The 15282-nt window shown below is 41.2% G+C and carries 14 protein-coding genes; all 14 read right to left on the reverse strand.

Annotation, left to right across the window (positions count from 1 at the left end; genetic code table 11):
- Positions 1 to 49: 49 nt before the first annotated feature.
- On the reverse strand, positions 50 to 2839 hold the full coding sequence (ileS, locus tag F9856_RS10610) for an isoleucine--tRNA ligase (protein WP_202106577.1): 2790 nt from the start codon (positions 2837 to 2839) through the stop codon (positions 50 to 52).
- A 10-nt stretch (positions 2840 to 2849) separates the two neighbouring features.
- Positions 2850 to 3290, reverse strand: a complete 441-nt coding sequence (locus F9856_RS10615) for a GNAT family N-acetyltransferase (RefSeq protein WP_053864490.1) — start codon at positions 3288 to 3290, stop codon at positions 2850 to 2852.
- 232 nt (positions 3291 to 3522) lie between these two features.
- A complete protein-coding gene (locus tag F9856_RS10620) occupies positions 3523 to 4212 on the reverse strand; it encodes a DivIVA domain-containing protein (RefSeq protein ID WP_074415924.1) in 690 nt (229 codons plus the stop codon).
- A 47-nt stretch (positions 4213 to 4259) separates the two neighbouring features.
- Positions 4260 to 5012 carry an RNA-binding protein gene (locus F9856_RS10625; RefSeq protein WP_202106578.1) on the reverse strand — a complete coding sequence of 251 codons (753 nt, stop codon included), beginning with the start codon at positions 5010 to 5012 and terminating at the stop codon, positions 4260 to 4262.
- Positions 5013 to 5014: 2 nt separating this feature from the next.
- On the reverse strand, positions 5015 to 5278 hold the full coding sequence (locus tag F9856_RS10630) for a YggT family protein (protein WP_002943042.1): 264 nt from the start codon (positions 5276 to 5278) through the stop codon (positions 5015 to 5017).
- A gap of 4 nt (positions 5279 to 5282) precedes the next feature.
- The gene (locus tag F9856_RS10635; RefSeq protein WP_024393136.1) at positions 5283 to 5846 is read right to left on the reverse strand and encodes a cell division protein SepF; all 564 of its coding nucleotides are present in this window, start codon (positions 5844 to 5846) and stop codon (positions 5283 to 5285) included.
- Positions 5847 to 5862: 16 nt separating this feature from the next.
- Positions 5863 to 6534, reverse strand: coding sequence for a YggS family pyridoxal phosphate-dependent enzyme (locus F9856_RS10640; protein WP_032510578.1), 672 nt, complete (start codon positions 6532 to 6534; stop codon positions 5863 to 5865).
- Between the two features lie 6 nt (positions 6535 to 6540).
- A complete protein-coding gene (gene ftsZ, locus F9856_RS10645) occupies positions 6541 to 7770 on the reverse strand; it encodes a cell division protein FtsZ (protein ID WP_002943037.1) in 1230 nt (409 codons plus the stop codon).
- 25 nt (positions 7771 to 7795) lie between these two features.
- Positions 7796 to 9175 (reverse strand): cell division protein FtsA, encoded by a 1380-nt coding sequence (gene ftsA, locus F9856_RS10650; protein WP_024375744.1) that lies wholly within the window; start codon positions 9173 to 9175, stop codon positions 7796 to 7798.
- A gap of 152 nt (positions 9176 to 9327) precedes the next feature.
- Positions 9328 to 10410: a cell division protein FtsQ/DivIB gene (locus F9856_RS10655; RefSeq protein ID WP_202106579.1), complete on the reverse strand. Its 1083-nt coding sequence runs from the start codon at positions 10408 to 10410 to the stop codon at positions 9328 to 9330.
- Positions 10411 to 10415: 5 nt separating this feature from the next.
- Positions 10416 to 11480 carry a UDP-N-acetylglucosamine--N-acetylmuramyl-(pentapeptide) pyrophosphoryl-undecaprenol N-acetylglucosamine transferase gene (locus F9856_RS10660; protein WP_202106580.1) on the reverse strand — a complete coding sequence of 355 codons (1065 nt, stop codon included), beginning with the start codon at positions 11478 to 11480 and terminating at the stop codon, positions 10416 to 10418.
- A gap of 2 nt (positions 11481 to 11482) precedes the next feature.
- Positions 11483 to 12832, reverse strand: coding sequence for a UDP-N-acetylmuramoyl-L-alanine--D-glutamate ligase (gene murD, locus F9856_RS10665; protein WP_202106581.1), 1350 nt, complete (start codon positions 12830 to 12832; stop codon positions 11483 to 11485).
- Between the two features lie 97 nt (positions 12833 to 12929).
- A complete protein-coding gene (locus tag F9856_RS10670) occupies positions 12930 to 13220 on the reverse strand; it encodes a DUF3165 family protein (RefSeq protein WP_202106582.1) in 291 nt (96 codons plus the stop codon).
- 17 nt (positions 13221 to 13237) lie between these two features.
- Positions 13238 to 15085, reverse strand: a complete 1848-nt coding sequence (gene typA / locus F9856_RS10675) for a translational GTPase TypA (protein ID WP_002943010.1) — start codon at positions 15083 to 15085, stop codon at positions 13238 to 13240.
- Between the last annotated feature and the right edge of the window lie 197 nt (positions 15086 to 15282).

The following is a 15282-nucleotide window of genomic DNA, read 5'->3' on the forward strand; positions in this document are numbered from 1 at the left end:
CAAAAAAAGCCTATCGCTAGATAGACTTTAACAAATGTATTGTGATTGCTTAGGCTTCAAAACCTTGAGCTACTGCTTCAGCAAAGTTTTCTTCCACTACGCTTGCACAGTGGTCACAGATTGTCGCACCATAGCTGCGCTCTGCAACACTAGTATCAATGCGGCGGCAACGGTCACATACTTCACCGCTTGCACGCTCTACAGTAAAGGCAACTTCTTCTACCAGAACAGCACTTTCAGGAGCTGCTTCCGTGGTTACTGTCAAGTTTGAAACGATGAGCAACTGAGCAAGGTCTGCATTCAAGCACTCCAAGAAGGACTTGGTTTCAGCTGACACATAGGCCGTCAAATGAGCTTCAAGTGACTTACCAATCACTTTTTCATTACGCGCTTCTTCCAAGGCTTTTTGTGCCTGAGTACGGAAGTTCATAAAGTTTTCCCAGTCAGCTAAAAGCTGCGCTTCATTGGCAAAGGTTTCCACCTCTGGCATTTCCGCCAATTGTACAAACTCTTCTGCTTCGTGTTCCAAGTATGACCAGATTTCTTCTGCTGTATGTGGCAAGATTGGGGTCAAGAGCTTGGTAATTTTCACCAAGATGTCATAGAAGACAGTTTGCATCTGACGACGAGAAAGTGATTTAGCACTATCAATGTAGACGACATCTTTGGCAAAATCGAGGTAGAAGGCTGACAAATCAAGGGTTACAAAGTTTACTACAGATTTATAGATGCCCATGAAATCATAATTGTCGTAGGCTTCACGGATTTGAGCTACCAATTTATTGAATTTCACCAAGAGATATTGGTCAACAGAACGAAGCTCTTCGTATGCCACCGCATCACTTGCAGGATTGAAATCAGAAGTGTTGGCAATCAAGAAGCGAAGGGTATTACGGATTTTACGGTAGGTTTCAGAAACCTGTCCAAGAATATCCATAGACACACGTACGTCGTTTGAAGTATCCACAGAAGTTACCCACAGACGTAAGATTTCTGCACCAAATTGTTTCTCAACATCACTTGGAAGAATGGTATTGCCTAGAGATTTAGACATCTTCATACCTTTGCCATCTAAGACAAAACCTTGTGACAAGATAGCTTTATATGGCGCATGACCATTTACAGCAACAGAGGTAATCAAGGATGAGTTAAACCAACCACGGTATTGGTCTGAACCTTCAAGGTAGAGGTCTGCTGGGTAGGCAAGGTTTTCACGAGCGTTCATGACACCATTCCAAGATGAACCAGAGTCAAACCATACGTCCATGATGTCTGTTTCTTTGGTAAATTCGCCATTTGGTGAACCTGGATGAGTGAAACCAGCAGGCAAGAGGTCTTTGGCTTCTGATTTCCACCAGATGATAGAACCATGCTCTTCAAAGAGAGCTGCAACGTGGTCTGTCACTTCCTTGGTCATGATGGCTGTGCCATCTTCTGCGTAGAAGATTGGGAGTGGCACACCCCAAGCACGTTGACGAGAGATAACCCAGTCACCACGGTCACGGATCATGTTGTAAAGACGTGTTTTACCCCAAGCAGGAATAAAGGTCGTTGCTTCGATTTGGTCCAAGATTTCCTGACGGAATTTAGAGACAGAGGCAAACCACTGTGGCACTGCACGCCAGATGATTGGCTTCTTGGTTCTCCAGTCAAATGGGTAGGAGTGATTAATCACTTCACTAGCAAGGAGCAAGTCGCCTAATTTTTCCTTAACCGTTGGTACAACCTTGTCATAGAATTGCCCTTCAAAATCAGGACCCGCAGCTTCATTCATCAAGCCACGTTCGTTGACAGTTACTGCAACCTCCAAGTCATATTTGACACCGACATTGTAGTCATCCTCACCAAAGCCTGGTGCCGTATGGACGATACCAGTACCTGAGTCCGTTGTAACATGCTCACCCAAGATGACCAATTCATCCACTTCAGTATCCCATGGGTGTTCGGTCACGATATATTCAAATTCAGCACCCTTGTGTTTTGAAATCACTTCAAAAGATTCCCAACCGAATTTGGCTGCCAAGCTATCAACCAAGGCTTCTGCCAAGACATACTTACGGTCAGAGCCAGCAGGTTGAACCAAGACATAGTCAATGTCTGCTCCCATTGTCAAACCGCGAGAAGCCGTTACCGTAAATGGAGTCGTTGTCCAGACAATGATGTAGCTATCTGTATCCAAGAGCCCCTTGCCATCTTTAACCTTGTTAGCATAGTAAAGAGATGTCGAGTCAATGTCGTGATATTCAATTTCAGCTTCTGCAAGGGCAGACTCAGATGACCATGACCAATAAACAGGCTTGGCACCGCGGTAGATATAGCCCTTGTCTGCCATAGCACCGAAGACCCGGATCTGAGCTGCTTCGTAGTCTTTTGTCAAAGTGATATATGGATTTTCCCAGTCTGCAGAAACACCCAAGCGTTTAAAATCATCACGTTGCTTGTCAACTTGGCTGAGGGCATAATCACGACACATTTCAAGATATTCAACCAGGTCCATTTCCTTGCGTTTAACACCTTGTTTTGCCAATACTTGCTCAATAGGAAGGCCGTGCGTATCCCAGCCTGGTACAAATGGAGCACGGAAACCAGACATTGACTTAGAGCGAACGATAATATCTTTAGAAATCTTGTTCAAAGCATGTCCAACGTGGATATTTCCGTTTGCGTATGGAGGGCCATCGTGTAGGTGGAAGGCTGGCTTGCCTGCGTTGAGTTCTTGACGACGAGCATACAAGTTTGCTTCATCCCAAGCTTTTTGCCATTCTGGCTCACGAGTTGGCAAACCTGCACGCATTGGGAAGGCTGTCTTACCTAAATTGAGTGTTTCTTTTAGTTTCATCATAACTCCTTTATCTTATAATTAATTCCATTTTCATTTCTTGACCTTCTAAACCAACGGATTGAAAACCAAGTTTTTCTAAAATGTACCTCATTTTATGATTACCGATTACATAATTCATGGTAATTGTGTGGCAACTTGGATCTTCCTTAGCCAGACCAATCACTTGTCGGATGACTTCCTTACCATAGCCTCTATTTTGATAATGTCTGTCTATTAACAAACGCCACACATAGTAGCTCTTGTCTTCTTGTATAGACAACAATACAAAACCTACGACTTTCTGTCCTGATTTGACAGCATAAGGGAGAAGATGTCCGTCCTCTCTATACAGCCATGCCTGTGCCAAAGAATATTCAACCGATGCTACTCGGCGTTGGTCCTCAGGTGCAAGTTGAACTTGTAACACTGCTTCAAAGTTGTCCTTGTTTACTAATTCTAATCGTATCATAAAAAATATAAAAAACTCCCGCCAAATAAGGACGAAAGTTCGTGGTACCACCTTAGTTTAGATAGAGTTTCCCCTATCCCTCTATGTTCGTAACGTGAACGGGCGTCTTTCCTTACTATTTTCAGGAAAAATCAAACAAAGTGATGATCCATAGAAAGAGATTGTAGGGCTTCCACCATCTCCTACTCGCTATAAATATTTCTACCGACCGTGTCTCTGCTTATGATCTTTATTATTCTTCTGTTGAAATTTCTACAGAATCTCCACTCTCAAAAGCCGCTGCCTGACGAGTTAATTCTGCAATTTCTTCTGGTGTCAATTGACGTGTATAATCCAAACTTTCTTCTTCAACAGGTAATTCTTCATCCAAAGCCTTATGAAGAACATCACGGAAAGCCTCATCACTTGTTTGAATGTAACTTGCTGTTGGGCGAAGGATTTCCTCCCATTCAGATGAATTAACCAGTGATAATTGGCTTTCTACTGTTGATTTCAGACGCTGATGGAAAATACGTGTCTGGTTTTTTAATTCTTCAGTCTCAATGACAACTTTTTTCGCGTTGTCAGTCGCATTACGAAGAATTGCATTTGCCTTATCTTTAGCTTCATGTAACAATGTTGCCGCATCATAGTCAGCTTGTTTAATAATATTTGCCGCTTGATCTTCGGCCGCAACCTTTACTTTCTCAGCTGTATCTTGAGCTAAAAGAACTGATTTACTCAATGATTCTTTCATCTCATCAAAATAAGCCAAACGTTCCCGCAAATTTTTCAATTCTAACTCTTGGTCATGATTTTTACGAATTAAATCCTCATAATCACGTGTTACAATGTCCAAAAAGTCATCAACTTCATCTGCGTCGTATCCTCTAAATTTTGTAGCAAAGGTTTTATCTTTTAATTCTAATGCTGTAAGTGCCATCTTTCCTCCTAAGTTTTAACAATGTCTAACTTCAATTTTATCTTCCCTTACTTAGAAAAACCTAAAAATTCATTTAGGCGAACTCTACCATATCTCCTAACACTAATTAATTGCCCTATTTCAACTAATTTACTGGTTTGTTCTGTCAGAACATAATCCAACTTCACATGTCCAGCCTCAATCAACTTATTTGCAGTTGCCCTTGAAAGATTAAATGCGACCGAAATCAATTTATCCAATCTCATACTGGAAACCAACACATCCTTTGAACGCCATTCCTGTCCAATCGGTAGTCGAACAGTCGTCCATTCTTCTTCCTTTCCCTTAACAGGGACACGAGCAACTTTAGTGATAGATTGTAAGGCAATCTGCCCAAATTTCTGATCGATAAAGACAATCAATCGTTCATCATCAATCAAAATATCACCCAAATACTCCCTTTTAATCCCTAGTTGATTGAGAAAAGTTCCAAGAACTTGTGAATGGGATAAGGTGTGAAATTTTCTAGCATAGGACAAATGAAGAGCGGTTAACTCAAAGTCCTTGATGTCCAACTCATAATAAGCCGGGGCAATAATAACCCGCGAATGTTCAGTCGAAACAAAGTCCCGACTAGAAAATGTTTGTAACTGGTAGTAGTTAGCAATTTTGCATACAATTTCATCTTGTCTAGGATGTAAAAACTGAGTTAATCTGTATGAATACGTATCTTCAACTTGCTGACACATATCCATTATTTTCTCTACAAACTCTCTTTCTTCCCTAGAAAAATGTTGCAATAAGTTTTTGTCATTTTTCATAACTATGCTAACAGGAGTAATAACTGAACCAAGAAGCGTGTTCCCATATTAAGCGCAATCATGGCTGCCATTACAGTCCAATCCAACCCCATAAATTGTAGATTAAATCGCCTAAAGGGTTTTAAAATCGGTGCTACCAACCATTGAATCAAACGTCCAATCGAGCTTGTGTATAGGCTAGGAAACCAACTTAGCAAAGCGTATGCCAATAAGAGATAGGAATAAATTTCTACAATTTTTAATAGTAAAAAAATCAAAATTTGCATAGCGTTACCGTTTTATATCAAAGTCAAAATTTGAATCAGCCACACCAGTAGTTGTACCAGCATTGCGCAATTCTTCAATATTGACTGTGACATTTACTGGAGTTAACAGCCACATGGTATTTGAGACCTTTTTCAAATTTCCAGATAATACTGAACGAGCACCATCCAAGTAGTCTAGGCAACGTCTAGCTTGTTGCTCCGACATATACTGAAAATCAATGAGAATACTCGCATTATCTAATAAAAGATTTACCATCTCTGGTGCATCTTCATAACGTTTTGGAAACTTAATATCAATTGTAGTTTTGACAATCTCTTTTTCGTTATTATTAGTCATCAATTCTTGCTGCCTTTCATGTAGGCGTTGAAGTTGACTTTCTGAACGAGCTTCCCGACGCGTCTCTACTTTTGGCTGCTGTTCGCGCACAGGTGCAGCTGTAGTGTTGGCAACACGCATTTTAGGACGATCATTAGGCATTGAATAGGCATCTGCCTGTTCTTCAACTTCATTGACTTCGTCAACTTCAAAGTAATTAAATAAGTTCTTAAATGTATCTTTTAATGCCATATTTTCCTCCTCTCCATTATTCAAAGAATGCTGAGCCAATTCTCACATATGTAGCTCCGTGAGCAATGGCGCGTTCAAAGTCCCCACTCATTCCCATACTTAACTCTGTAAAGGGCATACGTGGTAAGTTCCTTGTAGCTAGTTCTTCTTGGATTTCCTGCATTTTAGAAAAGATCTCGTCTAATTCATCATCTGTAGCATCAATCGGTGCCATCGTCATCAATCCAACAAGTTCAATGTTCTCCAATAAGCTAATTTCAGCAAGTGCCGCATCAATCTCAGATACTGCAAAGCCATGCTTACTCTCCTCACCAGAAACGTTGACTTGGAGGAAACACTTGACTATTTTAGTCGCACGTTTATCTATTTCCTGAGCTAGTTTGACAGAGTCTAGGGCGTGGAAATAATCAACAAATGGAATAATGTCCTTGACCTTTCTTCTCTGTAAAGTCCCTATCAAATGCCATGTCAATTGTTTGTCTGCTAGGGCATTATACTTTTCTAAGAACTTATCGACTCGATTTTCTCCAATATGGGTAATCCCAGTATTCACTAGCTGATTAGCAATAGAGCTGTCAACATATTTGGTGACAGCTATTACCTTTACTGATTCACTCGGACGACCTGCCTTTTCAGCAGCTTTTGCCACTGCTGAAAAGATAGCATCCTTATTCTTTTGAAAATTCATTTTAGTTTAGCGATTACGGAAGAATGGTGGTGTATCCAATTCATCCTCATCTTGATCCATTGTAAATTTTTCGACTGAAACAGTGGAAGTTGGTTCTGTGTCAGTTGGACGAATCAAGTTTTCACGACGCAAATCCCACTCTCCGAAGGCAGAAGCTTTCGGCGCTTCAGTTTGTTGTGCAGCTCCACGAGTTGGTGCTGATGCTACTGAATGATCAAAGCGTTGAGAAGGGCGTGGTGAAACAGCTTCCGTACGATGGCGGGCTGGTTTATCAGCAGTATCTTGACGAACACCCGTAGCCACAACAGTCACACGAATCTCATCTTTCATTGTTTCATCAATAGATGTCCCCAACCAAATGTTAACACCTTGACCTGCAGCCTGATTAACGATTTCTGAAGCATCTTCTGCTTCTGTCAGAGTCATGTCATAACCACCTGTAACATTGACAATGACATCCTCTGCACCATCAATTGTTGTTTCAAGAAGAGGAGAATAAATCGCTTTACGAGCCGCCTCAATCACTCGGTCCTCACCAGTACCGATACCGATACCCATCAAGGCGTTTCCTTTGTTTTCCATAACTGTCTTCACATCTGCAAAGTCCAAGTTAATCAAACCAGGATTTGTAATCAAGTCTGTAATTCCTTGAACACCTTGACGAAGAACATTATCAGCTTCGCTTAGTGCTTCTAAAAGCGGTGTTTTCTTATCAACAATTTCAAGAAGGTTGTTGTTTGAAATAATTAAGAGTGTATCTACTTGTTCGCGAAGCCCTTCAATTCCCTCAATCGCAAAGTTTCCGCGTTTATTTCCTTCAAAACCAAACGGACGAGTCACAACTGCGACAGTCAACGCACCCAAGTTTTTAGCAATACGTGCAATAACAGGAGCCGCACCAGTCCCTGAGCCACCGCCCATACCAGCAGTGATGAAGACCATATCTGCACCAGTTAATACATTAGTCAATGCTTCTTCGCTTTCCTCAGCAGCTTTACGACCAACCTCAGGTTGACCTCCAGCACCCAAACCACGAGTCAATTTAGGACCTAGTTGGATAACTGTTTCAGCTTTAGAGCTACTTAGCGCTTGTACATCTGTGTTTGCTGCAATGAACTCAACCCCAGCAACACCTTCTTCAATCATACGGTTGATCGCGTTCCCGCCACCACCGCCGACACCGATTACTTTAATGACAGCACCATGACTAGCTGCTGCTTCAAATGAAAATGCCATAGTTTAAATCACCTTTTCTTTTCTCTTATTCAAACATGCTGCCAAACAAACCACGAATGCGATCTGTGATGTTTCCCTTAGCAGCTGGACGAACTTCTTCTTCCTCATCATGGTAAGTAGGAGCAACTTGTTCCTCTACCTGATCAACTGTGTTCAATTCGTTCACGATTTCTCTTTGAATTGGCTGACTAATCCGAGGACGAGCAACAGGAATTTCAACTGGCTTATGTCTCAAGGTAGTTTCACCATTTACTGCATGTTGGGCAATATTTTCTACATCTTCTAACTCACCAACATACTCAACAAAGCTAATCACACTTGCAAATGCAGGATTGCGGATACCAATCTGATTTGGAACATAAAGTTTAGTGTTAACACCAAACACTTCTTGGGCCAATTCTGTAATTCCTGGTAAGATAGCACCACCACCTACAATAACAATGCCTCCTGGTAAATCTAGAGCACGTGTACGCTCCAAATCTTGTTTCACACGGTCAAAAATCTGACGTAAACGTGCCGCAATCACTTCTGAAAGGTAGCGCTCGGTCACTTCAACTGGAGCGTTTTCTCCAATCACGTCAACAGTGAATTTTTCCTTATCACTTGCATCTTGCGGATAGGCAATGCCGTAGTTGTATTTCAAGTTTTCAGCAATACTCTTTGAAGTTGTCAATACTTTTGAAATATCATTTGTGATATAATCTCCACCTTCTTGGTAGATGTTTGTATATTGCAACTCTTGGCCACGCATAACAGCCACAGTCGTTTGACCACCACCAAGATCAATGACAGTCGCACCAAACTCACGTTCACCTTCATTCAATACAGAGCGAGTTAGTGCCAACGGAGAAATTACAATATTTTCAACTTGGACACCTGCACGCTCCACCGTTTTACGAAGATTGTGAAGAATGGTACGTGGTCCTGTGTACAGCATACCACGCATTTCCAAGCGAATTCCCATCATTCCACGAGGGTCCTTAATGCCTTGGAATCCATCGACAGTGAACTCTTCTGGAATAAATGAAATCACTTCACGTTCCGGAGTCATACTCTTTGTCAATGCTGATTTTACAACATTTTCAACATCTAAGTCTGTAATTTCTTGTGAATCTGTTGTAACAGGAATCATCCCTTGAGTCGGTTCAATCTGAAGAAGGTTGGCAGGTAATCCAACATTTACCTTTTCAATGCGGATACCTGACTTTTCTTCTGCCTGCTCGATTGCTTTTTTAATCGCTCCAGCAGCCACCTCAATATTTACAATAATTCCATCTTTGACGCCAGCACTTTTTACATTGCTGACCCCAATCACATTCATTTCGTTATCAATATATTCTGCAACCAAGACTTTAACGGAGCTTGTACCAATATCTAATCCCGTAAAAAAGCCGTTCCTAGCCATTCTATCAGTCCTCTCTTACTTCCAACTTTAACAAATCATCTTCCATTTTGAAAAATAGTATAATTAGTCATCATTCATTATACCATATTATATCGAATTATGGTGTTTTTAAAGGATTTTTTTATTACTTTTTCTTTACAAAATTATCTATTTCAGCTTGCATATCTATAAATACCAACTTCCATATCAATTGTCGTTGGAACTGTCACTTCTGCCGCTATTTTTGTATAGTAAGGCAACTTCTGGCTAATCTCACTCAATGGAACTAAAACCGTATTTCCATCTGCCATATTGAGTGTCAGCAAATCCGCAGTCACTTTACTTGGCGTTAAATTTATTGTCTGAATAGCAGAACGAATTCCTGCATCTATTTTACCCAATTCAATGGCCAGTTCCTTGATTAATTCCTTGTCGGATAAATTAATCGTTGTGTAGCCTTCTGGCAAAGAATCCTGTGAAATCGGCTCTCCGCCAACCACTCCACTAGACAGTACTGGATACCACTGACTTTGTTGCTGAATGTAGCCTATTATTGCGTATTCTTTGATGTGAATGGTAAAGGTAGCTGGAAACTGGAACTTGATTGTTGCTGTCTCTACAGACGAACTATTCTTCTTAATATTCTTTGCGTAAGCATCTGCATGCAAAGCTATAGTTACATTGTAATCATCCGGAGAGATACGGCTATAATTTTCTACTTGCTCAGCAGTTAGTCGCTCATTTCCGACAACCTCTATTTGTTTTTTCTTGCTGGTTGGAGAAATAAAATACAAGGCTAGAGCTGCCAGTAACAAACTCGTCACAAGAACCGGAATAGCTTTCCAGACTACTTTGGAAGGAATATCAACTTTTAAAGGCTGGACCTTTTTCTCTGTTTCTGTCTTGGATTCCAGACTCTCTTGTCTTCTGTTTATTCCCTGAAAAAGGCCCCTTTTACTCTTTTTAGCTTCTGGGATCTTCTGTTCTGTCTGCCCCTCGTCAACTGACTGAATATCTGCGTCATCTTTATGAGCAAGGTAGGCTTGGTGGCGTGCTTTCCATTGTTCGAAAAAGGCACTTTTTTCATCATCCGGAGCAGTCATGTCAGGTATGTCTACATCCGTAGAAAGTCCTTTTTCTTCGGCTAATACAGATTCTTTCTCTACTGGTGAAATTTGCTCTGAATCCAATTCTACTTGGGATGCCTGTTCCACTTCTAGCACTGATTCTTCTACATTTGAATCTTTTTCCGTCATAGAACCTACCTTCCCATATCTTCTCTAAGCAAATTGTAAAAACTATCTACTGACTGAATTTCATTAGAATTTGCCATGTTTTGGATATAAAATTCCTTATTTTTCAATAGCTCATCGACTTCTACTAACAGGCTGGCAAATGTCAATTGACTTTCATCAATCTGCTTAGAATATCCCTTTTTCTCTGCATAGAGAGCATTTTCAATCTGATCCCCTCGACTGGCCTGTCGTCCTAGGGGCACAATCAAATGGAGTTGTTGCATGGCAATCAATTCAAACAGAGTATTGGAACCACCACGGGTAATAACGACATCCGCTAAATCCATCAACGGTTGATAAAGTTCTGTCACATAGTCAACTCTATATAGGTTTTTATCTAATTGGTTGAGACTACTGTCCCCTGTCAAGTTGATAATATTGAATCGTTCGGTCAGAGCAGCACTATTCTGACTGATTAAATCATTAAAGACCTTAGCACCGCCCGAACCACCTACAAATAGTAGGGTCGGCAGACTTTTATCGAAGTGACTGAGAATTTCTGGCAACTGGATTGGTGTAACTTTGTCATTCGTTTGCCCCACTTTTGTAACCGCACCAACATGTTTTACTTTAGTCAAGCTGGCAGGTTGCTCAAAAGTACTATACATGGTTGTCGCAAATTTATAGGCTATTTTATTGGCCAGTCCCATTGTTAAGTCTGATTCATGGATAAAGACTGGAACCCGTAGCAAATTAGCAGCAATAACTGGCGGAACCGATACAAACCCACCTTTTGAAAAAAGAGCTTGCGGACGAATTTTAGCAATAATGGCCACGGATTGAAGAACACCAAAACCAACTTTAAACACATCAAGCATGTTTTGGAATGAAAAATAACGACGTAATTTCCCGGTCGCAATCGAATGGAAATGAACATCTAGACCAGATTTGACAATTTGCTCGTGCTCAATCCCATTCCCATCACCAATATAATGAACTTCCCAACCTTCTTCTAAAAATCTGGGAATCAAGAGAAGATTGAGCGTCACATGTCCGACTGTCCCTCCTCCTGTAAAAACAATTTTTTTCATGATTAGTTCAACTCCTCAAAAGTCTGCAGGAAGACATCTCCGCGCACTTCAAAATTGGCATACATATCCCAGCTTGCATTGGCCGGACTTAACAGTACAATATCCCCATTTTCTGCTTTTTCAAAAGCCTTTCTTGTTGCATCTGCAATATCTAAAGCTGAAACGGTTTCCACTCCCGCCTTATCGGCAGCACGTTGAACACGGGGAGCTGATTGACCAAGGATCACCATTTTCTTTAGTCCGACCAAATCTGGGACTAATTCATCAAATTCATTGCCACGGTCCAAACCACCGGCAATTAAAATAACCTTACTATTGTCAAAACCAGACAAGGCTTTTTGGGTTGCTAAAATATTTGTAGACTTACTATCATTATAGAAGGAAACGCCATTAATCTCACCTACAAACTGCAAACGGTGTTTGACACCACCGAAGGCAGATAGGCTTTCTTGGATAGCTTGATTATCTACCCCCATCAATTTAGCTACGACAATCGTTGCCAAGGCATTTTCAATATTGTGGGAACCTGGAACACCAATCTGGTCAGCATCCATGATGTATTCACCTTTGAAATAGAGTTTTCCATCTGCTAAGTAAGCTCCATCTACTACTTCCAGCGTAGAAAAAGGAACGACAGTTGCCTTGGTCTGTCCAGCCAATTCCTTAGCTTCTTTCTGGTTGAAATTGAGAACTACGAAATCCTCAGCTGTCATCTGACGCTGAATCATCCATTTTGCTGCTACATAGTCTTCAAAAGTCCCATGATAATCAATATGGCTAGCGATGAGATTAGTCACAACGGCGATATGTGGGCGGAAAGATTCTGTCCCCATTAACTGAAAGGAAGATAATTCCATGACCAAGGTATCTTCTGCAGTCGCAGTTTGAGCGACCGAAGATGCTGGATAGCCAATATTACCACATAATTTAGCAGGCTTTTGACCAGCATTCAAGACTTCTGCAATCATGGTTGTTGTGGTTGTTTTACCATTTGATCCTGTAATACCAACAATTGGAGCCTCTGAAATTAAATAGGCTAATTCAACCTCTGTCCAGACTGGAATTCCTTTTCCGATTGCTTTTTCAACCATTGGATTATCATACCGAATCCCTGGATTTTTCACCATCAAGGCAAAATCTTCATCTAGTAATTCAATTGGATGGCTCCCGCAAATAACACGGATACCATCTTCCAACAAAGATTGAGCAGTCGGATTTTCTTCAAAAGGCTTTCCATCGTTAACAGTGACGATAGCACCCAATTTATCTAGGAGACGGGCTGCAGATTCCCCTGATTTAGCTAAACCTAGCACTAACACTTTCTTATTTTTTACAATATCAACCATCTTCATCTCAAATACCTTTACTTTCTAACACCTTATTTTACCCTTTACGAAGACCTTTTTCAAGCCAGAGGACAGAAAAACCGACGCAAAGCGTCGGTTAATTTCATCTATATCTATAAGGACCAGGTCGCTCTGTTCTCCTCTGCCTGTCTTTCGGTTCTTTATCGAGATAATAAATATCCCGCATCGCCCAAAAACCAATCAGAATCATTAGTAGACCAACCCAAATTTCCTTTGAAAATTGCATGATTCTTAAAAATCCAAGTACCATGGCAATCGCTAATGCTACCAGTAAAAATACTGCCGCAATCAAATTCATAGTCCCCTTAATATTGCGAGGTGCCACAAATATATAAAAAAGTACTAACATGATGGCGAGGATTAAATAAAACATGCTTCTTCTCCTAGAAATTATTCCTCAGTTGCTAATTTTTTCTTTTTAGCGGCTTTGTCACGTTCTGCCTTGTTCAAGATTTGCTTACGAAGACGGATTGACTCAGGCGTTACTTCCATGTATTCATCATCGTTCAAGAATTCTAGTGATTCTTCAAGAGTCAAGATACGTGGTGTCTTGATAACTGACGTTTGGTCTTTGGTTGCTGAACGAACGTTGGTCATTTGTTTTGCAGTTGTGATGTTAACGGTCAAGTCATTTTCACGCGAGTTTTCACCGATAATCATTCCTTCATAAACCTCAGTACCTGGGTTAACGAAGATTGTACCACGCTCTTCGATACGCATGATTGAGTAAGTAGTTGCCTTACCTTGATCGATAGAGACAAGGGCACCACGGTGACGACCACCGATCTCACCTTGAACAACTGGTAAGTATTGGTCGAAAGTATGGTTCATGATACCGTAACCACGAGTCATAGAAAGGAACTCTGTTGAGTAACCAATCAAACCACGCGCAGGTACAAGGAAAACAAGACGAGTTTGACCATTACCTGTCGCAACCATATCCAACATATCACCCTTACGCTCAGATAGAGATTGGATAACAGAACCTTGGTATTCTTCTGGAGTATCGATTTGCACGCGCTCGAATGGCTCCATTTTCACGCCGTCGATTTCCTTGATGATAACTTCTGGACGTGATACTTGAAGCTCATAGCCCTCACGACGCATGGTTTCAATCAAGATAGACAAGTGCAATTCACCACGACCTGAAACAGTCCATTTGTCTGGCGAGTCTGTAGGATCTACACGGAGAGAAACGTCTGTCTGCAATTCCGCCAAAAGACGTTCTTCAATCTTACGTGATGTTACCCATTTACCTTCACGACCTGCAAACGGTGAGTTGTTGACCAAGAAAGTCATTTGAAGAGTTGGCTCATCGATACGAAGAACTGGAAGTGGCTCAACTGCATCCGTCGGAGTCACAGTTTCACCAACGAAGATGTCTTCCATACCAGAAACAGCAATCAAATCACCAGCTTTTGCTTCTTGGATTTCTTTACGCTCAAGACCGAAGAAACCAAAGAGTTTTGTAACGCGGAAGTTTTTCGTTGTGCCATCTAGCTTAGAAAGGGTAACTTGGTCACCTACTTTAACAGTTCCACGGAAGACACGACCGATACCGATACGACCTACGAAGTCGTTGTAGTCCAAAAGGGATACTTGGAACTGCAAAGGCTCATCTGAGTTATCCACTGGTGCAGGGATATGCTCGATGATGGTATCGAAAATTGGTGCCATTGTTTCTTCTTGGTCTGCTGGATTGTCAGACAAAGAGGAGGTTCCGTTGATGGCTGACGCATAAACCACTGGGAATTCCAACTGGTCATCATCTGCACCCAATTCGATGAAGAGTTCAAGGACTTCATCCACTACTTCCTCTGGACGAGCAGAAGGCTTGTCAATCTTGTTGACAACGACGATTGGTGTCAAGTTTTGTTCAAGTGCTTTTTTCAATACGAAACGAGTCTGTGGCATAGTCCCTTCGTAGGCATCTACGACAAGCACAACACCGTCAACCATTTTCATGATACGCTCAACCTCACCACCGAAGTCCGCGTGTCCCGGTGTGTCCATGATGTTGATACGAGTACCGTTGTAAGCTACGGCAGTGTTTTTAGCAAGAATAGTGATTCCACGCTCTTTTTCGATGTCGTTTGAGTCCATGGCACGCTCATCCAACTGCGTACGTTCATCAAGTGTTTGGGATTGTTTCAATAATTCATCAACGAGGGTTGTTTTTCCGTGGTCAACGTGGGCAATAATGGCTACGTTACGGATGTCTTCTCTAAGTTTTGTCATAATATCCTCTATATATTTTAATTTAACTAAAAAAGTATATCATAGATTGGCGCAAAAATCACAGATAATCTTGTTGTAAATGTTTTCAGGTAAAAGTTTGGAAGAATCTATGAAAGAATCTATAGCTAGCGTTGAATCTATAATTGAATAATCTGTTCTACCACCTATATCTACCTATTTTACACTAAACTTTTTAT

It is taken from the genome of Streptococcus suis (genome assembly GCF_016743335.1).
GTDB classification, from domain to species: domain Bacteria; phylum Bacillota; class Bacilli; order Lactobacillales; family Streptococcaceae; genus Streptococcus; species Streptococcus suis_Y.

Coding starts and splice junctions, on each gene's coding strand:
- F9856_RS10660 (WP_202106580.1), bottom strand. CDS start 11,480: ATGAAAAAAATTGTTTTTACAGGAGGAGGGACAGTCGGACATGTGACG.
- typA (WP_002943010.1), bottom strand. CDS start 15,085: ATGACAAAACTTAGAGAAGACATCCGTAACGTAGCCATTATTGCCCAC.
- F9856_RS10615 (WP_053864490.1), bottom strand. CDS start 3,290: ATGATACGATTAGAATTAGTAAACAAGGACAACTTTGAAGCAGTGTTA.
- F9856_RS10625 (WP_202106578.1), bottom strand. CDS start 5,012: ATGAAAAATGACAAAAACTTATTGCAACATTTTTCTAGGGAAGAAAGA.
- ftsA (WP_024375744.1), bottom strand. CDS start 9,175: ATGGCTAGGAACGGCTTTTTTACGGGATTAGATATTGGTACAAGCTCC.
- murD (WP_202106581.1), bottom strand. CDS start 12,832: ATGAAGATGGTTGATATTGTAAAAAATAAGAAAGTGTTAGTGCTAGGT.
- ileS (WP_202106577.1), bottom strand. CDS start 2,839: ATGAAACTAAAAGAAACACTCAATTTAGGTAAGACAGCCTTCCCAATG.
- F9856_RS10640 (WP_032510578.1), bottom strand. CDS start 6,534: ATGAATTTTCAAAAGAATAAGGATGCTATCTTTTCAGCAGTGGCAAAA.
- F9856_RS10620 (WP_074415924.1), bottom strand. CDS start 4,212: ATGGCACTTACAGCATTAGAATTAAAAGATAAAACCTTTGCTACAAAA.
- F9856_RS10635 (WP_024393136.1), bottom strand. CDS start 5,846: ATGGCATTAAAAGATACATTTAAGAACTTATTTAATTACTTTGAAGTT.
- F9856_RS10670 (WP_202106582.1), bottom strand. CDS start 13,220: ATGTTTTATTTAATCCTCGCCATCATGTTAGTACTTTTTTATATATTT.
- F9856_RS10655 (WP_202106579.1), bottom strand. CDS start 10,410: ATGACGGAAAAAGATTCAAATGTAGAAGAATCAGTGCTAGAAGTGGAA.
- ftsZ (WP_002943037.1), bottom strand. CDS start 7,770: ATGGCATTTTCATTTGAAGCAGCAGCTAGTCATGGTGCTGTCATTAAA.
- F9856_RS10630 (WP_002943042.1), bottom strand. CDS start 5,278: ATGCAAATTTTGATTTTTTTACTATTAAAAATTGTAGAAATTTATTCC.